Annotated in this window: 23 protein-coding genes and 1 pseudogene; 16 read left to right on the top strand and 8 right to left on the bottom strand. The window is 67.8% G+C overall.

Annotated features, from left to right (window positions below; translation table 11 throughout):
* Nucleotide 1 precedes the first annotated feature (1 nt).
* Both VJ673_RS09215 and fae read left to right on the top strand, forming a co-directional pair.
* Complete coding sequence (locus tag VJ673_RS09215; protein WP_324125783.1) at nucleotides 2–946, top strand: triphosphoribosyl-dephospho-CoA synthase; 945 nt, start codon at nucleotides 2–4, stop codon at nucleotides 944–946.
* A gap of 95 nt (nucleotides 947–1041) precedes the next feature.
* The gene (gene fae, locus VJ673_RS09210; protein ID WP_324125782.1) at nucleotides 1042–1554 is read left to right on the top strand and encodes a formaldehyde-activating enzyme; all 513 of its coding nucleotides are present in this window, start codon (nucleotides 1042–1044) and stop codon (nucleotides 1552–1554) included.
* A 90-nt stretch (nucleotides 1555–1644) separates the two neighbouring features.
* On the opposite strand, the gene VJ673_RS09205 is transcribed toward fae, so the two are convergent.
* Nucleotides 1645–2139, bottom strand: coding sequence for a dihydroneopterin aldolase (locus tag VJ673_RS09205; protein ID WP_324125781.1), 495 nt, complete (start codon nucleotides 2137–2139; stop codon nucleotides 1645–1647).
* A 299-nt stretch (nucleotides 2140–2438) separates the two neighbouring features.
* On the opposite strand from VJ673_RS09205, the gene VJ673_RS09200 reads away from it, so the two are divergent.
* From VJ673_RS09200 to VJ673_RS09180, 5 genes are read left to right on the top strand one after another with little or no spacing between them, the layout of a single operon-like run.
* The gene (locus VJ673_RS09200; RefSeq protein ID WP_324125780.1) at nucleotides 2439–4463 is read left to right on the top strand and encodes a sigma-54-dependent Fis family transcriptional regulator; all 2025 of its coding nucleotides are present in this window, start codon (nucleotides 2439–2441) and stop codon (nucleotides 4461–4463) included.
* 4 nt (nucleotides 4464–4467) lie between these two features.
* The gene (locus VJ673_RS09195) at nucleotides 4468–5091 is read left to right on the top strand and encodes a flavoprotein (RefSeq protein ID WP_324125779.1); all 624 of its coding nucleotides are present in this window, start codon (nucleotides 4468–4470) and stop codon (nucleotides 5089–5091) included.
* On the top strand, nucleotides 5070–6521 hold the full coding sequence (locus VJ673_RS09190) for a DUF6513 domain-containing protein (protein ID WP_324125778.1): 1452 nt from the start codon (nucleotides 5070–5072) through the stop codon (nucleotides 6519–6521). Before VJ673_RS09195 ends, VJ673_RS09190 begins: the two co-directional genes overlap by 22 nt.
* Nucleotides 6521–7099 carry a DUF447 domain-containing protein gene (locus VJ673_RS09185; RefSeq protein WP_324125777.1) on the top strand — a complete coding sequence of 193 codons (579 nt, stop codon included), beginning with the start codon at nucleotides 6521–6523 and terminating at the stop codon, nucleotides 7097–7099. Before VJ673_RS09190 ends, VJ673_RS09185 begins: the two co-directional genes overlap by 1 nt.
* Nucleotides 7096–7815 (top strand): (5-formylfuran-3-yl)methyl phosphate synthase, encoded by a 720-nt coding sequence (locus VJ673_RS09180; RefSeq protein WP_324125776.1) that lies wholly within the window; start codon nucleotides 7096–7098, stop codon nucleotides 7813–7815. Before VJ673_RS09185 ends, VJ673_RS09180 begins: the two co-directional genes overlap by 4 nt.
* Nucleotides 7816–7845: 30 nt before the next feature.
* On the opposite strand, the gene VJ673_RS09175 is transcribed toward VJ673_RS09180, so the two are convergent.
* The 5 genes from VJ673_RS09175 to VJ673_RS09155 form a co-directional block, all read right to left on the bottom strand.
* On the bottom strand, nucleotides 7846–8061 hold the full coding sequence (locus VJ673_RS09175) for a hypothetical protein (protein ID WP_324125775.1): 216 nt from the start codon (nucleotides 8059–8061) through the stop codon (nucleotides 7846–7848).
* A gap of 71 nt (nucleotides 8062–8132) precedes the next feature.
* On the bottom strand, nucleotides 8133–8258 hold the full coding sequence (locus VJ673_RS09170) for a hypothetical protein (RefSeq protein WP_324125774.1): 126 nt from the start codon (nucleotides 8256–8258) through the stop codon (nucleotides 8133–8135).
* 135 nt (nucleotides 8259–8393) lie between these two features.
* A complete protein-coding gene (locus VJ673_RS09165) occupies nucleotides 8394–8996 on the bottom strand; it encodes an amino acid kinase family protein (RefSeq protein WP_324125773.1) in 603 nt (200 codons plus the stop codon).
* Nucleotides 8987–10069: a hydantoinase/oxoprolinase family protein gene (locus VJ673_RS09160; protein WP_324125772.1), complete on the bottom strand. Its 1083-nt coding sequence runs from the start codon at nucleotides 10067–10069 to the stop codon at nucleotides 8987–8989. Before VJ673_RS09160 ends, VJ673_RS09165 begins: the two co-directional genes overlap by 10 nt.
* Nucleotides 10056–11093, bottom strand: coding sequence for an ATP-grasp domain-containing protein (locus VJ673_RS09155; RefSeq protein ID WP_324125771.1), 1038 nt, complete (start codon nucleotides 11091–11093; stop codon nucleotides 10056–10058). The genes VJ673_RS09160 and VJ673_RS09155 overlap by 14 nt, the downstream gene beginning before the upstream one ends.
* Here VJ673_RS09155 and VJ673_RS09150 point away from each other — a divergent pair.
* From VJ673_RS09150 to VJ673_RS09110, 9 genes and pseudogenes are all read left to right on the top strand, one after another.
* Nucleotides 11092–11790 carry a HisA/HisF-related TIM barrel protein gene (locus VJ673_RS09150; protein WP_324125770.1) on the top strand — a complete coding sequence of 233 codons (699 nt, stop codon included), beginning with the start codon at nucleotides 11092–11094 and terminating at the stop codon, nucleotides 11788–11790. The genes VJ673_RS09155 and VJ673_RS09150 overlap by 2 nt on opposite strands.
* Before the next feature lie 414 nt (nucleotides 11791–12204).
* Nucleotides 12205–14007 (top strand): methanol/ethanol family PQQ-dependent dehydrogenase, encoded by a 1803-nt coding sequence (locus VJ673_RS09145; RefSeq protein ID WP_414635642.1) that lies wholly within the window; start codon nucleotides 12205–12207, stop codon nucleotides 14005–14007.
* Between the two features lie 92 nt (nucleotides 14008–14099).
* Complete coding sequence (locus VJ673_RS09140; protein WP_324125769.1) at nucleotides 14100–14498, top strand: c-type cytochrome; 399 nt, start codon at nucleotides 14100–14102, stop codon at nucleotides 14496–14498.
* 4 nt (nucleotides 14499–14502) lie between these two features.
* Nucleotides 14503–15420, top strand: a complete 918-nt coding sequence (locus VJ673_RS09135) for a quinoprotein dehydrogenase-associated putative ABC transporter substrate-binding protein (protein ID WP_324125768.1) — start codon at nucleotides 14503–14505, stop codon at nucleotides 15418–15420.
* A 7-nt stretch (nucleotides 15421–15427) separates the two neighbouring features.
* Complete coding sequence (locus VJ673_RS09130; protein ID WP_324125767.1) at nucleotides 15428–16159, top strand: hypothetical protein; 732 nt, start codon at nucleotides 15428–15430, stop codon at nucleotides 16157–16159.
* Between the two features lie 2 nt (nucleotides 16160–16161).
* Nucleotides 16162–16521 carry a hypothetical protein gene (locus VJ673_RS09125; RefSeq protein WP_324125766.1) on the top strand — a complete coding sequence of 120 codons (360 nt, stop codon included), beginning with the start codon at nucleotides 16162–16164 and terminating at the stop codon, nucleotides 16519–16521.
* 32 nt (nucleotides 16522–16553) lie between these two features.
* Complete coding sequence (locus VJ673_RS09120; RefSeq protein ID WP_324125765.1) at nucleotides 16554–17465, top strand: quinoprotein relay system zinc metallohydrolase 2; 912 nt, start codon at nucleotides 16554–16556, stop codon at nucleotides 17463–17465.
* Between the two features lie 5 nt (nucleotides 17466–17470).
* Nucleotides 17471–18286 carry a quinoprotein dehydrogenase-associated SoxYZ-like carrier gene (locus tag VJ673_RS09115; RefSeq protein WP_324125764.1) on the top strand — a complete coding sequence of 272 codons (816 nt, stop codon included), beginning with the start codon at nucleotides 17471–17473 and terminating at the stop codon, nucleotides 18284–18286.
* Between the two features lie 14 nt (nucleotides 18287–18300).
* Nucleotides 18301–18996: pseudogene (locus tag VJ673_RS09110) on the top strand (MBL fold metallo-hydrolase); the annotation flags it as partial.
* Between the two features lie 335 nt (nucleotides 18997–19331).
* Here VJ673_RS09110 and VJ673_RS09105 read toward each other — a convergent pair.
* Nucleotides 19332–19637 carry a hypothetical protein gene (locus VJ673_RS09105; protein WP_324125763.1) on the bottom strand — a complete coding sequence of 102 codons (306 nt, stop codon included), beginning with the start codon at nucleotides 19635–19637 and terminating at the stop codon, nucleotides 19332–19334.
* A gap of 182 nt (nucleotides 19638–19819) precedes the next feature.
* On the bottom strand, nucleotides 19820–21418 hold the full coding sequence (locus VJ673_RS09100) for an ATP-binding response regulator (protein WP_324125762.1): 1599 nt from the start codon (nucleotides 21416–21418) through the stop codon (nucleotides 19820–19822).
* Nucleotides 21419–21469 lie beyond the last annotated feature (51 nt).

Raw genomic sequence — 21469 nt, 5'->3', positions numbered from 1 at the left:
GATGGATGCGATCGACGCGCGGCTCGCCCATGGGCGGGCCGCTTTTCTGTGGGCCTGCGGCCTCGACGTCGCGGTGCGCAAGCCCGGCAACGTCAGCCGCCACTCCGCCGGCCACGGCATGCAGGCGCAGGCCTTCCTCGCGAGCGCAGAGGTCTCGGCGGGACCGCTCTTCGCGCGCGGGGTGCCGGTCGGTGAGCGCATCGAGGCGGCCGTCGCGGCGACGCGCGCGGCGGTCGGCTGCAACACCAATCTCGGCATCCTGCTGCTGTGCGCGCCGCTCGCGTCGGCGCTGGAGCGGCTGAAGGACGGCGCTCAGGACGGCATTGTGGCCTTCGATAGCAGGGGAGATCCCCCAAGCGCCGCGCCCCTCGCCGGCGCGTTGCAGGCGGTGCTCGCAGACCTCGACATCGACGACGCGCGAGCCGCGTACCGCGCGATCGCGCTAGCGAATCCCGGCGGCCTCGGGCGCTCGCGCGAGCAGGACGTCGCCGCCGCGCCGACCATCGACCTGCGTTCCGCGATGGCGCTCGCCGCCGACCGCGACAGCATCGCGCGCCAGTACGCCGACGACTATGCCGGCGTGTTCGACTGCGGTCTCGCCGCACTGCGCGTTGCGCGGCTCACGAGTGCCGGTCTCGCAGCCGCGGTGCAAACCGTCTTCCTGGCATATCTCGCGGCCTGGCCCGATACACACATTGTTCGAAAACTCGGTTTCGCCGCGGCGCAGACTGTCACCACCGAGGCCGCGGCCTGGCTCGCACGCTTCGATCGAGACCCTGCCGCAGGCGAATCGCCGGCCTTTGCCGAATGGGACGAAGGCCTGAAAACGACGGGAATCAATCCCGGAACGACCGCAGACCTCACTGTTTGCACGCTTTTCGCGGGTGCGCTGCTGCGACCGGAGGTAATCGGGCTGCGTGTGGCGGAAAGCTGGCATGGATCGTGAGTTCACCTCTTGAGACATCGGTCCATTCCGACGTCCCGAACTGCGGCGTCACTCCGGTGAGGGAGGCCGCGTGAAAATCAAAGGAGAAACAGACAATGGCAAAAATCGATCGCATGATGGTGGGTGAGTCGCTGGTCGGAGACGGCAACGAAGTCGCCCACATCGACCTGATCATCGGGCCGCGCGGCACGCCGGCGGAAACGGCCTTCGCCAACGCGCTGACGAACAACAAGGACGGCTTCACCTCGCTCCTCGCGGTGGTCGCGCCGAACCTGCTGACGAAGCCGGCAACCGTGATGTTCAACAAGGTCACGATCAAGGGCGCCAAGCAGGCGGTGCAGATGTTCGGGCCGGCGCAGCGCGGCGTCGCGATGGCGGTCGCCGACAGCGTCGAGGACGGCACGATTCCGATGAGCGAGGCGGACAACCTCTTCATCTGCGTCGGCGTCTTCATCCACTGGCTCGCCGAGGATGACAAGAAGATCCAGGACTACAACTACCAGGCGACGCGCGAAGCGATCCAGCGTGCCGTGACCGGCCAGCCGAGCGCGGAAGAGGTCGTTGCGAAGAAATCCTCGATGGCGCACCCGTTCGCGGCGCACGTCTGAGGATGCAGTCGGGCTGCGGGAAACCGCGGCCCGTACCCTGCAAATGGAAAGCCGAAGGAGTCCTTCGGCTTTTTGCGTTGGTGGCGCCCCTTATTTGCTGGGCGGATGCGGCACGAGCCCGGAGCCGAGCAGATGCAGGACCTCGGCGGCGCGCCGCGGTCCGTGGTCGGATGCCGGGCGGGTGCGCTCGATGACGACACCGACGCCCTCGACGTCGTCGAACTTGTCCGGCTTCGTCACCGCGACGCGCAGCCAATGGGCGCCGAAGCGCGTCAGCAGCAGGTTCGAGATGGCCTCGGCGAAGGCTTCAAGGAGCTGGAAGCGATGCGACTGCATCATTTCGCGCAGCGCGGCGCGCACCTCGGCGTAGTCGATCGTGTCGCCGATACGATCGGTGCTGCACGCCATCGCGCGCGGCACGCCGGCAGCGAGATCGATGCGCACCGGCTGAGGGGCGTGCAGCTCGTCATCGCAGATGCCGATGATGGTGTTGCCCCGGAAGCCATCGATAAAGATGACGTCCATCGTGGCGGCGGAAGGCGCGGCGCTCGTCGGCAGCCGCTGCAGTGGATGGGTGGCATGCAAGATGGCGCGCTCCTGCGGAAGAGGTTTCGATGCGGGAAGTGGAGGTGGCACGTTCGATGCACGTGTTTCGTGTCACCCCTCCCGGAAAAGCGAGAAGCGGGCCATGTCGCGATGCTGCAGTGCGGAACGTAACAGGTCGCGATTGCATCGTCCTCGCAACCGGCGCAGGCTTATACTCGGTTAGTTATACGGGGTGATCCGCCGGAGATAAAAAAGGCGGTCGCCGTGGCAGACGGGGCGCATCAGACGCCCTGCGCCGGCAGCGGAAGGGACACGCTTTGAAGGAGGAGACCGTAGTGATGTCGTCGATGATGCTGGAGCCCCGGGGCCATGCGCACCGGATCTACGAGGTGGTCGAGGGCCGCGACAGCGGCACCACCGATCTGGTGACGAATTCCTGGGCCCGCTGCGTCAAGGATTACCGCCTCGACCCCGACAGGCCGACGCGTCCGACGGTCCTCACCGACCGCGCGCTCGAAGAGCGACGCACGCGGGCGGCGGACGTCATCGACTGCGCTAAGCTCGAGATGACCACGCTGTACCAGCAGCTTGGCGATCGCGAATCCGCAGTCGTGCTGGTGGATACCGAAGGGACGATCCTGCACATGGTCGCTGCGCCCGAGTTCGCGCGCGACATGGGGAAGGTCGGCTTCTGCCCGGGCGCGGTGTGGAGTGAGTCGGCGGTCGGCACCAACGGCATGGGCACCTGCCTCGTCGTCGGCGAGCCGGTCGCGGTGCGACAGCACGACCATTTCTTCGGCGCCTATACGGGGCTGACCTGTTCGGCGGTGCCGATCTTCGACCCGGACGGCGCGCTCGTCGCGGTGCTCGACGTCACCAGCCGCTCGCAGCTGATGCAGCAGCATTCGCTGGTGCTGCTCAGCATGACCGCCCAGATGATCGAGAACCGCCTCCTCGATCTGCGCTTCCGCGACGCCTGCCCGATCCACTTCCACAGCCGCCCGGAGTTCGTCTACACGCTGCACGAAGGCAAGATCGTCGTCGCCGACGACGGCAGCATCCGCGCGGCCAACCGCAGCGCGCTATTCCAGCTCGGCATCGCGTCCGTGCAGGAGATCCGCGGCAAGAAGATCGACGAGGTCTTCCAGACGACGCTGCCGGACATCCTGCAACGCAGCGCCCGCAGCTCCTTCCATCCGGTGCCGACCTTCTGCACCCAGCGCTCGAACCGCTTCTTCGTCGTCGCGCAGGAGCCGGCGACGCTGTACGCGCTGAACGCCGAACGCGGGAGCGCGAAGCAGCTGACGGTCAATGCGCGTGCGGTCGCCGCCCCGGACACCGAATTCGGCGACGACCGCATCGCCCAGCAGTTGAGCGTCGCCGCGCGCGTCATCGCAAAGCGCATCCCGGTCCTGCTGCATGGCGAGACCGGCGCGGGCAAGGAGGTGTTCGCCCGCGCGCTGCACAAGGGCAGCCCGTTCGCGAACGGCGCCTTCGTCGCGGTCAACTGCGCGTCGCTGCCCGAGAGCCTGATCGAGAGCGAGCTCTTCGGCTACCGTGCGGGCGCGTTCACCGGCGCGCAGCGCACCGGCCGGCGCGGCAAGATCCTGCAGGCCGACCGCGGGACGCTCTTCCTCGACGAGATCGGCGACATGCCGCTCGCGCTGCAGGCCCGGCTCTTGCGTGTACTGGACGAGCGCCAGATTTCGCCGCTCGGCTCCGAGGAAACGATCCCGGTCGATTTCCAGCTCGTGAGCGCGAGTCACCGCAACCTGCCGAAGCTCGTCGCCGAAGGGATATTCCGCGAGGATCTGTACTACCGGCTGTCCGGCCTGGAGGTGTCGCTGCCGCCGCTGCGTGAGCGCGCCGACAAGCGCGAACTGCTGTATCGCGTCCTGCAGGAGGAGGCCGCGGGGCAGCGGATGGCGATCGACGCGGATGCGGAGGCCTTGCTGCTGAGCCACCCGTGGCCGGGCAATCTTCGCCAGCTGCGCCATGTGCTGCGGACTGCCGTGGTGCTGGCGGGCGGCGACCGGCTAAGGATGGAGGATCTGCCGCCGGCTCTACGGCAACGTGTCGCAGCGCGGCCGGAGCCGATCGCACTGCCTGCGATGGCCGTGCATGAGCCGGAGGGAGTGGCGGGAGGCGGCAGCGCGGTCGGTAGCGACTGCGCGGACGACGAACTGGGGGCGCTCAATCCGGTTCAGGCCAGCGAGCGTGCGGTGTTGCTCGGCCTGCTCGAACAACAACGCTGGAACGTGAGCAATGTCGCCAAGGCCCTCGACATCAGTCGCAACACTCTGTACCGCAGACTACACAGACTGCGCATCCCCCTCTCCAACAGCGACTCCTCGATGCAGTGACTCCGTGGGGACTGCTCCGCCGCATGAGGCAGAGCACGTCCCTACCGGCGGCACCGCGGGCGATGCCGCACGGCGCGACCGCTGGGCCTGGACCATCACGGGCTCGGGCCATTTCCTCACCGAATCGCTGGAACTGGCGTTCCGGCTTCCAAACGTCGACTTCTTCCTGTCGCCCGCAGCGGAGGAAGTGCTGCCGCTCTACGGCTACCGCATCGAAGAGTTGAAGGAACGCTTCCGCGTGTTCCGCGACAAGACTGCGAGCTCGGTGCCGGTCGGCATGCTGTACGACGACGTCTACCACACCGTCGTGATCGCGCCGGCCACCAGCAACACGGTAGCGAAATGCGTCGTAGGCATCTCCGATACCTTGCCGACCAACATGTTTGCGCAGGCGGGCAAGCTCGGCATACCCGGCATCGTATTTGCGTGTGACAGCGAACCCGTGGTCGTCACGAAGAGCCCGCGGGAGTGGGTCGAACTGCGTCCGCGCAACATCGACCTCGAGAACGTGGCCCGGCTGAAGACGATCGACCACTGCCGGGTCGTCGAATCGCTCGCCACGCTGGAGCAGGCCCTGAATGCACGTCTCGCGGAGTTGTCGCTGAAATGGAGCACATTGTCCTCCTGACGGGACGCCTTGCGCAGCCCGCCCTCGAACGTGTGCTCGCCGGAATGGCGCCGGCGCCCTTCACCTGGGAAGTGCGCGAGATCGGGCTGCAGGTCGCGGGGCTGATGACGGCCGACATGATCCGCCGCCGCGTCCCTGCACCGATCGTCGCCGACCGCATACTCGTGCCCGGCCGCTGCCGCGGGGACCTCGATGCGTTGTCGGCCCATTTCGGCGTGCCCGTCGAGCGCGGCCCCGCCGAGCTGAAGGACATTCCCCGCCACTTCAACCGCAGTGCCTCCGCGGGACGGCTCGACGCCTACGACATCGATATCTTCGCGGAGATCGTCGACGCGCCGCGCCTCGATGTCGTGGAGATCGTCGAGCGCGCTCGGCGCCTCGCGGCGGACGGCGCGAACGTCATCGACATCGGCTGCCTGCCGGCGACGCCCTTCCCGCAGCTCGAAGACGCGGTCGCTGCGCTGAAGGCCGAAGGCTTTCGCGTCAGCGTCGATTCGCAGGACGCCGACGAGCTGCTGCGAGGCGGACGTGCTGGCGCCGACTACCTGCTGAGCCTGACCGTCGACACGCTGTGGATCGCGGACGAGGTCGCCTCGACGCCGGTCCTGATCCCGCGCGAACCGGGCGACGAGGATTCGCTGTACGCCGCGATCGCGACGCTCGCGCGCCACGGCCGGCCCTTCCTCGCGGACGCGATCCTCGACCCGATCCCCTTCGGGCTGCTCGGTTCGCTATGTCGCTACCAGCGCCTGCGCGAGCGCTTCCCGGACGTCGCGATCATGATGGGCATCGGCAACGTCACCGAGCTCACCGAGGCCGACACCAGCGGCATCAACGCGGTGCTGTTCGGCATCGCCGCCGAGCTGCGCGCGAGCGCAGTGCTGACGACCCAGGTGAGCCAGCATGCGCGCCGCGCCGTGCGCGAGGCCGACGTCGCGCGCCGCGTGATGTACGAGGCGCGCGAGAGCGGCTCGCTGCCCAAGGGCATCACCGACGAACTGATGACGGTGCACGCCAAGCATCCCTTCCCCGACACGCCCGAAGAGATCCACGCGACGGCCTGCGCGGTGCGCGACCCGAGCTTCCGCGTGCAGGTCTCGCCCCTCGGGCTGCACATCTACAACCGCGACGGTCATCACGTCGATACCGACCCCTTCGCGCTCTACCCGCGGCTCGACCTCGAAGGTGACGCCGGCCACGCCTTCTACCTCGGCGTGGAACTCGCGCGCGCCGAGATCGCGTGGTCGCTTGGCAAGCGCTACGCCCAGGACCAGCCCCTCGACTGGGGCTGCGCGACCGAGCGCCGCGCCGACGACCTGATGCGCCAGTGCGCGCCGGGCCCGACGAAGAAGTCGCGCGCTGCCGCAGCGCAGGCCGTCGATCCGACCCCCAACCCCTCTCACCGCGCGCCGGAGGTCGCATCCCAGTGATGATCTTCGAGACTCTCGTCACTACCGTCGGCGCCGACGCGCGCGTTCATTGCGCGCCGATGGGCGCGCGCTACGCGGCGGGCGAAGTCATCCTGATGCCCTTCAAGCCGTCGGCGACGCTCGACAACATCCTCGCGACCGGCGTCGCGGTGATGAACCTGACGACCGATGTGCGCGTGTTCGCCGGCTGCGTCACAGGGCGGCGCGACTGGCCGACGGTGCCGGCCGAGCGCATTGCCGGACGCCGTCTCGTCGGCACGCTCGCGCACGTCGAGCTGCAGCTCGAAGCCTGCGACGACGATGCGCAGCGTCCGGTGCTGCACTTCTCACGCGTCTGCGAGCGCACCCATGCGCCGTTTCCCGGATTCAACCGCGCCCAGGCCGCGGTCATCGAAGGGGCGGTGCTCGTGAGCCGGCTGCGGATGCTGTCGGCCGAAAAGATCGACAGCGAGATGGCCTACCTGCAGATCGCCATCGACAAGACCGCGGGTCCGGCCGAACGCGAGGCGTGGCAGTGGCTGACGGAGGCCGTTGCAGCGCATCGCGCGACCTTGGACCAGGGCAGGGCCGCCGCATGATCCGCCTGCTTGCGAGCGTGCGCGACTGCGACGAGGCCTTGGCGGCCGCAGCTGCCGGCGCCGATTTCATCGACCTGAAAGAGCCGCGCGACGGCGCGCTCGGCGGGCTCGCCATTGCGCAGATCCGCGAGATCGTCGCGCTGCTGCGAGACAGATATCCCCTGTTGCCGATCAGCGCGACGATTGGCGATCACGCGGCCGACGCGCTCGCCGAGATCGACGCCGCTGTCGCCGCAGTCGCGGCCTGTGAGGTCGATTACGTCAAGGTCGGCATCGCCGGCGGTGGCGGTCAGGCGCAGCGCACACTGCTCGTGCGCCTTGCCGAATCGCCGTGCCCCGTCGTTCCGGTCTTCATCGCCGACCACGGCCTCGATTTTGGCGTCGTCGACGTGGCCTGCAGGCTGCCCTTTCCGGCCGTCATGGCCGATACCGAGGACAAGCGGGCCGGGAGTCTGTTTGATTGCGTAACGGGTGCGGAGCTCGCGCGGTTCGTCGGGTGCGTGCGCGGAGCGGGCAAGCTCGTCGGGCTGTCGGGGGCGCTGCGTGCGCAGCATCTATCGTGGCTCGTGGCGCTGGGGCCGGATTTCGCGGGGTTCCGCGGTGCGCTGTGCGACGGGGCTCGCACGAGCGTACTCGATCCGCACAAACTGCGATCGCTGCGCGGCGCGCTGTATGAAGCGACTTGCGCGCCGGCCGTCGAACTGTGCGCGGGGTGAAGCGCAGGCTGATACTCGCCGGCCCGATACTCAGGCCACTGGCCGCTTGAAGATCCAGTTGCGGTTGGTCGTCACATCAGGCGCTTTCACCAATTCCCACCCCAAGGCGCCAAGCTTGTTTAGTTCGGTCGCCACCACGTCGGTGTAGGCTTTCAGCCGTTCGCGTTCCCGGCTCCCGAAAGGGCGGGCAACGTCTTCGGCCATATCGTGAAGGTCGCTACGGACCAGGTATTCAAAGTACTGCATCGGAGGCTGACCTCAAGGAAATGCAGGCGCTGACTGCGATGTGAGCCGCGCGAGCGTTGCCTGCACTGGGTTCAGCGGGGAATCAGCGGCATTTGATCGTTCGCGTGTTTCTTCGCGTGCTTCGCGTCCCGCTTTTCCTTCGGGGTCATGAGAGGTTGCTTCTTCTCTTCCTTGTTGCTCTGTCTCTGTTTGCCCATGATCTTGCTCCTGACAAGTACCGACGAAGGGCCGGTACCGGTTCAGTATAGGCCGATGGGGAGTGCGAAACCGGGTCGCAAAAGATAAAGTTGCCGGCCGGGCGACGGCCCCGACTTATCGGCAGTCGCCCGGCCTCAAACTACGGTTTCGTCGAGCAGCAGTTCGCGCAATCGCGCAAGCTGGGTGCGTTCGAGCAGGTGGATCGGGTAGGCGGCGTCGGACGCGAGCGCCGGAAAATGGCGGTCGACGATGCCGTCGGCGGCGAGCACCGGCCATTCTTCAGGCGCTGGCGTCGTCGCGGGAATGGGGCAGGACTTCACGAGGATCACGCGCTCCGCGTTGAGCCGGTTCGCGAGCCACAGGGCGAGGCTGTCCGAGGTCACGTCCCAGTTCGTCAGCTCGTCCGCCTCGCGGCGAAGCATCTGCAGCGGCATCCACAACGCGACGCGTCCGCTGTGGACGGTCTTCTCCAGCTCCCGCTCGTCGGCGCCGAGCACGAGGTCGGGGCACAGGCCCTGCAGCATGAAGGCGAACTGGCCCATGCCGAGAATCGCCATGTTGTGCGCGACGACGTCGTCCAGGTGCCACTCGGCCTGCGCGTGCCGCACACCGTCGGCGTAACTGCCGCCGCCAGGCACGATGACGACGCGCCCGCCGCCGAGGTCGTTGAGGTGTTCAAGCCAATCGACCAGCAAGGGATCGCTGGCCAGACTGCCGCCGATCTTGATTACCCACATGATGGACTCCAGCGGTCGAGGAGGAGGGCGACGGCGACGCTCGGCGCGCAGGTGTCGGCCCATCGATGGACGGTGTCGGCGGCCGAGGGGGTGAGGCCGGCGACGGAATGGAAGGCGACGAATTCGCGGCTGCTGTGGTGCGCGAGTTCGCGTGCGAGGAACAGGCCGCAGCCCGCGGCGACGATCGGTGCGCTCGCCGGCAAGCCGGCTTGCGCCGCGACGCGTGCGAGATTGGCCGCGACTTCGGCGAGCATCTCGGCGCGCCAACGTACGGCGAGTTCGATCCAGTCCAGCACGTCGGCATCGCGGGCATCCATGCCGATCATGCGCGCGATGCGGCGGCAGCTCGCCGCCACGCTCTTGTCGCCGCCGTCGGCGGCAGGATGCTGGTCGTGCTCGGGGTCGAGCTCGCCGGTCAGGCGGAACACGTCGGCGGTTGTCGCGAAGTATTCGTTCATGACGTTGTAGCGGCGGCCGGCGAAGGACATCTGGCGGGCGAGCGCGCATAGCGGGGTGCGCACGGCGCCGACATAGACGAGCTCGCCGCTCGCGAGCCGCTCGGCGTCGCTGCGGCCCCGGGGGCACGGTGAGCCCCCGCGGATCGGGATCAGGTCGGTCGTCGTGCTGCCGATGTCGACGAGCAAGGCGGTGGGATAGCGGGCGGCGACCTGGAAGGCGGTCGCGAGCCAGTTGGCCGATGCGACGTCGCGCCAGCGCGCGGGACCTTCCTCGGCGCTCGCCCAGTCGGCGCGGCCGGCGAAGAAGTGGGTCGTGTCGCCGAGGCGTTCGGCGAGCCGTCGGACGAGCGCCTCCACGCCGGCCTCGCGGTCGGGGAAGAGATCGGTCATCTCGGCTGTCATCGTGACGGCGTGGCGCGCCTGGTCGAGACCGGGCCAGCGCTCGGCCGCTGCGTCGATTGCCGCGTCTAGGTGATCGAGTCCCTGCCACAGGGGTGCCGCCCACTGCGCGACGTCGCGCACGCCGCCATCGACCAGCAGGCTCGCCTTGACGTGGGCGCCGCCGATGTCCCAGCCAACCACTGCCGGGCGGAGGCGAGGATCAATGGAGGCCATGCTGCGCAGCCTCCGTGACGTCGGCAGCCAGGATCTCGCCCGCGAGGTTGCGGCCGAGCGCCGCCGACAGCCCGACGTAGGCGCAGGTGACCCTCGGGTTGATCTCGATCACGACCGGCGCGGCATTGTCGGACAGCGACGCGGCGGGCCAGACGACGTCGACGCCGACGTAGCCCGCGAGGCCGGGCAGCGCGGCAGCGATTTGCTGCGCGAGCGCGGCGAGCCTTCGCCCAGCCGAACCGCCGACCGGCGCGACGCCGATGTCGACGCCTTGATAGACGACAGCGCCGCCGGGCGGTGAGACGATGTGCTGACGGTTGATCGCGAGCAGCTCCGCACGACCGTCGCAGCACAGCAGCGACAGGCTCAGCGGGATGCCGTCGATCCAGGCCTCGAGCGTGCTCGCGACCCCGCCGCCGAGCCGCGCGAGAAAGTCATCGCGCGCCGTGTCGAAGTCCACGTAGCGGTATGCGCCGACGCTGCCCGCGCCGTCGTCGGGCTTGACGATCCAGCCAGCGTCCGCGGCCGGATCGGGATCGCCCGGGCACCACGCCGCCGGTACGGCGATGCCGGCGGCGGCGAGGCAGCGGCGCGTCGCGGATTTCGAGCTCGCGACGCGGATCGCGGGCGTCGAGCAGCCGACCCAGCGCTCGGCCCCGACACAGGCGGAAAGCTGCGCGAGCAGGTCGTCGCACTCGGGGGCGACGACCCACACGTGGTCGTGAGCAGGAATCTCACGGGCGAGGAAGTCTGCCGCAGTCTGTCCGCCCTCTCCGACGTCGAGGCAGCGAACGCTCGCGAGCGCGGCCGGCAGCGGAGCATGACGACTTGCGACGCAACTGACGACGACGTCGCCGAGCCGCTGCAGATCGGCAGCGAGCGCGTCACGCATCGCGACGCCCTGCGCGAGCAGGTCCGGGTCCGGCCCCTCGCCCTCGGGCGATGCCAGGCCCTCGCCTTCGAGCGACGCGAAGCCTCCGCCGCTGATACATTCGTATACCAACACTTTCTTCTTTCCGCTCATGCAAGTCGTTCCTGTCATCGATCTGCTCGCCGGCCAGGTCGTTCGCGCCGTCCGCGGCGAACGCAGCACCTACCGTCCCATCCGTTCCGCGCTCTGCGCCGGCAGCGAACCGCTCGACGTCGCGCGCACGCTGCTCGACCACACCGGCTCCAACATCCTTTACATCGCCGACCTCGACGCGCTCACCGGCGGCATCCCGCAGGCCGGCGTCCTGGCCGCCTTGCTCGCCGCGCTGCCTGCCACCACCGTCTGGCTCGACGGTGGCTTCCGCGACGCGTCGGCCTTCGCCGCCCTCCTCCGGCAGCTCGGCGCCGACGGCGCACGCGTCGCACCGGTCTTCGCCAGCGAGTCGCTCACCTCGCCGCAGGCCGCCCGCGATGCCTTCGCGAGCCACCCCGGCGCAATCCTTTCGCTCGACCGGCGCGGCGAGGAGATCCTCGACCCGGCCGGCTGCTGGACCGACGCGTCCCTGTGGCCGGCACGTCTCATCGCCATGACGCTCGAGCGTGTCGGCGCATTCGCCGGGCCCGACCTCGAAGTCCTCGCGTCGATCCGCCGCCGCGCGCCCGCCGCGATGCTGATCGGTGCTGGTGGCATCCGCGATGCTGCAGACCTCGACGCCGCGGCGGCGGCCGGTGCCGATGCCTGGCTCGTCGCGTCGGCGCTGCACGACCACCGGCTCCTTCCTCTTCCCTGAAACACAATCCATGCCAAGACCCCGATGCCCGCGGGGCCTGCGGATGACGCGCGTGGCATTGCATCGCGGCTGGCGACTGTGTGCCATCGGGACCACTGTGTAACGGGACATTCTGTAATCGTCCCGCTGCGCGCCCGGGCCGCCCGACGCGGCCCGCGATCAAAAAAGCTGATGCGACCTCTGTTTTCCCATTTGCGACGGGCCGGGCGCCCATGCGAATCGTGTGTGCATTGCACCATGGCACGTCGTTTGCGTCGGCCATCGTCGGGACAGAAATAAACGCTGTTCCGCCCTCCCGACTTCCCGCCAGTCCGACGGGTCCCCAGGGACGGCGACTAGGCATCGATAGTGGCTGGCCGGTCGCGCTGGACGAGACCCGGCAACGAAACGCTCGAAAATAAGAGGAGACATTTCATGGATATGGCCTTCAAGCATCGATTGATTGCCGGGGTCGTTTTCGCATGGGCAGGCTTCGCGCACGCCGACGCGCAACTCGACCGCGCCATGCAGGACCCGGGCAACTGGGCCGCGCAGGCGGGAGACAACTACAACCAGCGGTACAGCTCGCTCAAGCAGATCAACGCCTCCAACGTCGGCAAGATGCAGGCCGCCTGGACGTTCTCGACCGGCGTGCTGCGCGGTCACGAGGGCTCTCCGCTGGTGGTCGACGGCATCATGTACATCCACACGCCGTTTCCGAACAACGTCTTCGCGATGGACCTGAAGACGCAGGAGATCCTGTGGAAGTACGAGCCGAAGCAGGATTCGGCGGTGGTCGCGCAGATGTGTTGCGATACGGTCAACCGCGGCGTCGCTTACGGCGACGGGAAGATCTTCCTGCAGCGTGCCGACAGCGTGCTCGACGCGCTCGATGCGAAGACCGGCAAGGTCGTGTGGTCGGTCAAGAACGGCGATGCCAAGCTCGGGGCGGTCAACACCAACGCGCCGCACGTGTTCGGCGACAAGGTCATCACCGGCATCTCCGGCGGCGAGTGGGGCGTGCGCGGCCACCTGACCGCCTACGACATCAAGACCGGCAAGCTCGCCTGGCGCGGCTACAGCAACGGGCCGGACGAAGAGATGCTGATGGACCCGGACAAGACGGTGACCTGGACCGACGGCAAGCTCGCGCCGGTCGGCAAGGACTCGTCGCTGAAGACCTGGAAGGGCGACCAGTGGAAGACCGGTGGCGGCACAACCTGGGGCTGGTACAGCTACGACAAGGAGCTGAACCTCGTCTACTACGGCACCGGCAACCCGAGCACCTGGAACCCCTCGCAGCGGCCGGGCGACAACAAGTGGTCGATGAGCATCTGGGCGCGCGACCTCAACACCGGCAAGGTGAAGTGGGTCTACCAGATGACGCCGCACGACGAGTGGGACTTCGACGGCATCAACGAGATGATCCTCGCGGACATCGACGTCAAGGGCAAGAAGACCAAGGCGCTGGTGCACTTCGACCGCAACGGCTTCGCCTACACGCTCGATCGCACGACCGGCGCGCTGCTCGTCGCCGAGAAGTTCGATCCGGCGGTCAACTGGGCGACGCACGTCGACATGAAGACCGGGCGGCCGCAGGTCGTGGCGAAGTACAGCACGCAGCAGAACGGTCCCGACGTCAACACCAAGGGCGTCTGCCCCGCGGCGCTCGGCTCCAAGGACCAGCAGCCCGCGTCCTTCGATCCGAAGACGGGCCTGTTCTACGTGCCGACCAACCACGTCTGCATGGACTACGAGCCGTTCGAGGTCGAATACACCGCCGGCCAGCCGTACGTCGGCGCGACACTCGCGATGTACCCGGCGCCGCAGAGTCATGGCGGCATGGGCAACTTCATCGCGTGGGATGCCGGCAAGGGCAAGATCGCCTGGTCCAAGCCCGAGAAGTTCTCGGTGTGGAGCGGCGCGCTGACGACCGCGGGCGACGTGATCTTCTACGGCACGCTTGAAGGCTATCTGAAGGCCGTAAGCCTGAAGGACGGCAAGGAGCTGTGGAAGTTCAAGACCCCGTCCGGGATCATCGGCAACGTGTTCACCTACATGCACCAGGGCAAACAGTACGTCGGCGTGTATTCGGGCATCGGCGGCTGGGCCGGCATCGGCATGGCGGCGGGTCTCGAGAAGGACAACGACGGCCTCGGTGCAGTCGGCGGCTATCGTGACCTGCAGAAGCACACGGCACTCGGCGGCTCGCTCACGGTGTTCGCGCTGCCGGACTAAGACGGCATCAAACTCGTCGTACCAGACGCCCGCCCGGCCTGCGATCGGGGCCGGGCAGGGCGCAGAGACTTCGATATCGGAGGAGACACTCGATGAAACCCGCACTTCTTTGTTCGCTCACGGTTTTGTTGGCAAGCGTCGCCGTGCCCGCGACGGCGCTGAGCGAAGGCCCGTTGTATACGGTCGTCGAAGGCTACAAGGTCGACGCGAACACGATGCAGGGCTTCCGCACCTGGCGCTCGGCGGCGTGCGACCGCTGCCATGGCCCCAACCAGGAAGGCCTGGTCGGCCCGTCGCTGATCGAACGGTTGAAGGTGCTGACCCCGGAAGAGTTCAAGACCACCGTCCTTGGCGGGCGCATGGCCAAGGGCATGCCGAGCTTCGGCGAAAACACGAAGGTGACCGAGCACATCGACCAGCTCTACGCCTACCTGAAGGGGCGCTCGGATGGTGCGATCACGCGCGCAAAAGTTGTCGAAATCGAGCAGTAGCATCATGACGCGCTCACCGTCCTCCCCGTCATGGCTGCGTGGCAGCCTGTGCCTGCTCCTCGCGTTTGCGCTCGGTGGTGCCGCGGTCCCGGCGTCCGCCGAAGACGCTCCGTCGCGCAAGGCCTTCCGCGTCTGCAAGGACCCGAACAACCCCCCGTTCACCGATGCCCGCGGCGAGGGCTTCGAGGACAAGATCGCCGCGCTCTTCGCCGCCAAGCTCGGCCTGCCGGTCGAGACCTACACCTTCCCGCAACGGCTCGGCTTCGTGCGCAACACGCTGCGCTACAAGCTCCCGGGCAAGGACTATCCCTGCGATATCGTCATGGGCGTGCCGGCCGAGTTCGGGCAGGTCCTGTCGACGAAGGCCTATTACCGCTCGACCTATGTGCTGGTGCTGGCGCCTGGAAGGGGGCTCGACGGCATACGTAGCGAAGACGACTTCCTCGCGCTGCCCGCGGACAAGCTCGCCCACCTGAAGATCGCCGTGTTCGACCGTTCGCCCGGTTCCGCGTGGCTCGCGCGCCACGAGCTGGTCGATTCGGGTGTTCCGTACAAGACGATGAATCCGGATCCCGGCGAGGTTCCCGGCGAGCTCATCGCGCGCGACCTCGCCAGTGGCGCGATCGACGCCGCGGTAATGTGGGGGCCGATCGGCAGCTACACGGTGCGCCAGGCGAAGGATGCGGGGCTGCGTGTGGTGCCGCTCGCGTCCGAGCCGGGCGTCAAGTTCGATTACGAGATGGCGATGGGCGTGCGCTTCGGCGAGAAGGCGTGGAAGCAGCAGATCGAGACGCTGATCGACGAGAACCAGGCCGAGATCGCGAACATCCTGAAGGAGTACGGGGTGCCGCTGATCACGCAGCCAGTGGTGCTGCCGCTCGCTTCGCCCGAGCCGGTGCGGCACGCGGTCGCGTCGCGGTGAGCGAACGATGATGCGACGCTTGCTGTGGCCGCTCCCGCTGGTCGCTGCGCTGCTCGCGGGGCCGGCAGCGTCCGCGGTCGAGACCGCCGCGCCGATCTCCGAGGCCGAGCAGCGGGTGTTCGAGGACGCGCATCTCGACAACCTGCCGGCCACGGCGAGCCTGCACTACCGCTACCGCCGCACGGAGGCCGGCCAGCCGGACGTCGATGACGAGGTGGTTCTCAACGCGCGCCGCGACGAGCGGAAGGAGCTCGCCGTGCAGGTCGAGTATCTGCACGGCGAGCGCCATCTCGTGCTGCCCGACGTGGAGCATCCGGTCAGCAATCCGCTGATCCTGTACTTCCTCGAAGCCGACGTGCGCGACATGCACCGCCGCCTCGGCGGACAGGAGAACTACTTCCGCCATCGCATCCGCCTCGCGCTCGCTGAAGGCGCGCAAGTGTCGAACGTCGTCGTCAGCTACGGCGGCAAGACGGTGCCCGCGACGCGCGTGGAGATCCGACCGTATGTCTCCGATACGCAGCAGGAGCGCATGCGAGGAATGGGGAGCAAGACCTATCGCTTCACGCTGTCGCCACAGGTGCCCGGCGGCGTGTACGAGCTGAGCACGCAGGTCGCCCCGGCGGCCGGCGGTCAGCCGCTAATCGAAGAAGTCGTGACGCTTCGCAGCGAAGCCGGCGGCAAGGGCGGGGACGAAGGGCCGCGGCAGGCACCGGGCTACATGACGGAGGGAAAATAGCGATGATCAGGAAACTGCTTTGCACACTCGCCTGCGGCCTCGTGCCCTGGGCGCCGGCGGCCGTCGCCGCGACCGCGAACGACTACCCGACGCTCGACCGCGTCGAATACGTGCTCGGCTGTGCCCGCGACGCGCACGGGCCGGCGCAGGAGAACATCTACAAGTGCACCTGCATGATCGACTCCATCGCGCAGCGGCTGCCGTACGACCAGTACGTCGAGTACTCGACCTCGGCCAATGCGCTGAGCATCGGTGGCGAGCGCGGCGAGACGATGCGGTCCTACACTGCCGGCAAGGAGATGGCGTCCAAGTTCCGCGCCATGCAGGCCGAGGCGCGCAAGGCGTGCCTGATGGGAGCTTGAGGCCGCGCGCTGTGGCCGCGGCCCGCCGCCTCATGGCGTGGGCCTGCGCTGCGTTGTCGTCGATCGGGTTCGCCTGGGGTGGTGACGAGCCCCCGTTTGAACTCGTCGAGGCCGCGCCTGGCTTCTTCGTCCACGTCGGTCGTCACGAGGAGACCTCGCGAGCGAATCTGGGCGATATCGCGAACATCGGCTTCGTCGTCGGCGAGCGCTGCGTCGCAGTGATCGACACCGGCGGCAGCCTCGCGGTCGGTCAGGCGCTTGCGGCCGCGGTACGGCGGAGGACCGACCGGCCGGTGTGCTACGTGATCAACACGCATATGCACCCGGACCACGTGTTCGGCAACGCCGCGTTCGCCGGCGGCGGCACCCGCTTCGTCGGCGCCGCGAGCCTGCCGGAGGCCCTTGCCGCGCGTGCCGGCCATTACGAGGCCCGGCTTGCCGACGCGCTCGGAGATGCGGCGGCCGGCAGTCGCGTCGTCACGCCGGACCTGCTCGTCGACGACCGCCTGCGGCTCGATCTCGGCGGCCGCACGCTGGTGCTGCAGCGTTGGCCGACAGCGCACACGAACAACGACCTGACGGTGTTCGACGAGGCGAGTGGCACCCTGTGGCTCGGCGATCTGCTGTTCGAGGAGCGCATCCCGTCCGTCGACGGCAGCATCAAGGGCTGGATCGAGGTCGACGCGCGGCTGCGCGAGTTGCCAGTGTCGCGGGTTGTTCCCGGGCACGGCCGCATCGCGCCGCCCTGGCCGGCAACTCTCGATGCGCAGTCGCGCTATCTCGGACGGGTCGTGACCCGCGTGCGCGAGGCGATCGCGGCCGGCAAGACGCTGGGCGAAACCGTCGACGCCGCCGATCCGGCCGATGCCAAAGGCTGGGCGCTCGCCGACGCTTATCACCGGCGCAATCTCACCGCTGCGTATGCGGAACTCGAATGGGAGTAGCGGCCATGCTTGGACCCTTGCTGTGGATTCTCGTGTGCTGCTTCGCTGCGAGCGGGTCGGCGTTTGCGGGTGAGGACGACGCCGAAGCGAACGCCGTCTGGCGGCAACTGCGCGCGGCCCTGTTCGGTGCCCGTCCGATCGCCGTGGCGGACGAGGACACGCTCGCGCTCGAAGCGCCTGCGCGCGCCGCGGATGCCGCGATCGTGCCGATTGCCGTCCGCAGCCGGCTGGACCCATCCGCCGCGCATCACGTGAAGACCGTGTGGCTCGTGATCGACGGCAACCCGTCTCCCGTCGCCGCCACGCTGCACTTCGGCCTGGAGAGCGGGCGTGCGGATGTCGAGACGCGCGTGCGGATCGAACAGTACGGCTTCGTGCGCGCGATCGCCGAGCTCGACGACGGCTCGCTGTACATGGCGACCCGCTTCGTGAAGGCGTCCGGTGGCTGCTCGGCACCGGCGGGCAAGGACCCGGCCGCCGCAGCGGCGAATCTCGGCCGCATGCGGCTAAAAGTCGACGACGCGGGCGGCGAGTGGCGGCGCGCGCAGTTGATGATCAGCCACCCGAACACGTCGGGTCTGGCGATGGACCAGATCACGCGCTTGTACCCGAAGCCGCATTTCGTGCGTCAGGTGACGGTGCAGTATCGCGGCCGCCCGGTGCTCGTGGCCGAGGTGGGTTTTTCGATCAGCGAGAATCCGAGTTTCCGCTTCATGTTCCGCGGCGAGGGCGGTGGCGAACTCGCGGCGGAAGTCGTCGACACCGACGACCGGAGTTTCGAAAGCCGCGTTCCGGTGACTGCGCGCGCCGACGGAATCTGACTGGTGGCGGCGGTATGAAACGTCCCTGGGCGGGGTCGTGGCTCTGGCTGGCCGCTCTGCTGATGCCGGTCGTAGCCGCCGGCGCCGCGGAGTTCGAGATGGTCGCGCCCGGCGCGTACGTGCTGTCCGGCGCGGCGCTGGCCGCCGAAGGCGTGCCTGCGGAAGTCGGTAATGTCGGGCTGCTGGTCGGCGAGGATGCCGCACTGCTCTTCGACACCGGCGCGTCGTACCGCCAGGGGCATGCGGTCCTCACCGCACAGCGGCGCGTGACCGACCGCCCACCGCGGCTCGCGCTGATCTCGCATCCGTTGCCCGAGTTCCTGTTCGGCGCCACAGCGTTGCAGGACGCCGGCATCCGAGTCGTCGCTCATCCGCACTGCGCAACGCTCATCGCCCAGCGCTGCCACACCTGCCTGGAGCACGCAATCGAGTCGTACGGCGCCGACGCGATGGCCGGTACGCGCGTGCCGGTGCCGGACAGCGGCGGCGAGGGGGGCTGGACGGTCGATCTCGGCGGGCGACAAGTCGAAGTGCTCGATTTTGGGTGGGCGAGTGCGCCCGGCAATCTGGCGGTGCTCGATCGCGCGAGCGGCACGCTCTACGCGGGCGGGCTCATCGCGGTCGATCGCGTGCCGATGCTCCGGGACGCGGACTTGGACGGCTGGGTCGCCGCGCTCGACCGGATCGTGAGCTTGCCGGTGCGACGTATCGTGCCCGGGCACGGGCCGGTCGTCACCGTCGAGGCCGTCGCGGCGCTTCGCGCATATCTCGTCGCGCTCGACGCCGAAGTGCGCCGCTTGTACGCGAACGGGGCGAGCCTATCCGAGTCGGTAGATGTTGCAGCGCTACCTGCTTATGCAGGCTGGGCGGGCTACGCAGAGGTTCATCGGCAGAACGTGCATTACCGCTACCTCGCGCTCGAACGGGCGGATTTCGATGCGGCGACGCGACGGCCGCCTAGGCGATCCGGGTCGGGAAACGGCCGGCGGTGTCGGCGTGCGATATTCGGCGGAATAGAAAAAAGGCCGCGATCGCGGCCTTTGTCTCACTGCTCGGAGAGCGCGGCGCTTGTCAGCAATTCGCGGCTGTCTCGGGCGCGCAGTTCGGCGAGCACCGGCGAGTCGTCCTGCACCTTGCGGGTGAAGGTCCAGCCCGTAGGCGTATGCACGAACGCGAAGCCGGTCGGCGCATCGATGTAGACGTCGAAGGAGCCCGCGCGGGACTGCGCGACGGCTTCGGTCGAGGTCAGGTGCTTGCCGTAGGGGGCGTCGTCGGTCGGCTCGGCCAGGGCGCCGAAGCTGGCGGCCAACAGCGCTGCGGCGCCGAGAGCGATAGCGGGTTTCAGTTTCATGGGGGGCTCCTTTCAGGTCATAAAAGGTTGGCCGGGGTTGCGGCGTGCCCTTGTACGGCACACTTGTTATCCGCGGAATCAATCTTGAACCCCCACATGTTACGCGCAGATGTTGCGGTGCAGCAAGACAAGTCTATTTATGGGCGCATACGAACTTGCTTCGCCGTCCTTTCACCTTTCGGTTAGACCGCCATCCCCTGGATGCAGGCTTGCAGGGCGTCGATCTGCAGCGGCTTGTGTTGCACAACAACGCCGCGGCCGGCCATGCTGCGGATCAAATTCGGATCGGTATCGCCGGTGATGAGAACCGCCGGAAGATTCTCGCCGAACTCGGCCCTAACGCGCGTAATCACGTCGAATCCGGTTTCCCCGCCCGACAGCCGGTAATCCGAGATCAGGACGTCGGGGGTCCAGCAGTCGAAGCGGGCGAGAAGCGAGCGGCAGTCCGCAGCCGACACGACCTCGTGCCCGGCGGCGCGCAACGCGAGATCGAGTGCCTGGCGAACGTGTTCGTTGTCTTCCACCAAGGCGATGCGAAGCGAGCGGTGCCCGGCTGGCGGCAGGGGCCGCAGGCTCGCCTCGACGCCGATCGGTGCTTCGATCGCGAACATCGATCCCCGGCCCGGGGTCGATCGCACCCGCACGTCAAGACCGAGCAGCTTCGCCGACCTGTCGACGATCGCGAGGCCCAAGCCGCTGCCGCGAGTCCGCGCTTCGTCGAGTTGCTTGAACTCCTCGAAGATCTCTTTCGTCTTGGCTTTAGGGATGCCGATTCCCGTATCCCACACCTCCACCCAGGTTTTCCCGTGCCGCCGCCGACAGCCGATCAGCACCGTGCCACGCTCGGTGTATCGGATCGCGTTCGAGACCAGATTGCAGACCATTCGCCGGAACATGACCGCGTCGGTGCGGACGGTCAGGCCGGATTCGACGCAACGAAGGCGCAAACCCTTCAACTGCGCGTCCGGGGCATGGACGGATTGCAGATTGCTCAGGATATCGGCGATCGGAAAATCGACGATGCTCGGCGTAACGACACCCGCGTCGAGTTTGGAGAGATCGAGCAGGTCGGTCAGCAATACGTTCAGGCTTGCGACGCATTCTTTCAGATTGACCAACAACGGCCGGTCGGCGGCAGAGCTCTTGGCCCGAAGGACATCGATGTAGAGGTTGAGGGCCGAAAGCGGCTGTCGCAGGTCATGACTGGCCGCGGCCAGGAAACGGGACTTGCTGTTGTTCGCCCGTTCGGCATCGATTCTCGCAGCCTCCGCCACCTTCGTCGCCGCGGCGAGATCGGTCGTGCGTTGTTCGACCAGCATTTCCAGGTGCCGTCGGTGCTGCTCGAGTTCCGCTCCGACCTGAGCCAACTGCTGACGCTGCTGCTCCAGGTCAAGCATCGCCTGATGCGTGCGCAACGCGGCATAGACCGACACAAAGATCTTGTCGGCGGTCAGTTCCGACTTGAGGCGATAGCCGTCGATCTGGAAGTTGGTAATCACCTCGCGTTGGGGCGCATAGCCGGGTTGCCCGGTGACCAGCACGATCTGCATCCAGCGGTTGGAAAGTTCCTCGCGGATGTGGCGCACGAGGTCGAGACCCGCGTGCTCTGTTTCCATCACGACGTCGAGAAGGACGAGCGCGATGTCTGGGTGTTCGTCCAAGCGGGCCTTGGCTTCATCGCCGGATCGCGCTTCCAGCAATTGCAGTCCGCGCCCGTCGATGACGATATTCTGCAGCGCGAGGCGTAGTACCGCATGAATCGCCGGCTCGTCATCGACCATCAGCACCTTCCACGGCGGCCGGGCGAGCCCTTCGGGCTCGGGCAACTCGGG

The sequence above is a fragment of the Aromatoleum sp. genome (genome assembly GCF_035254505.1).
Taxonomy (GTDB): Bacteria; Pseudomonadota; Gammaproteobacteria; order Burkholderiales; family Rhodocyclaceae; genus Aromatoleum.
The sequence above is the reverse complement of the archived record's forward strand: the minus strand, read 5'-3'. Positions and strand labels throughout refer to the sequence as shown.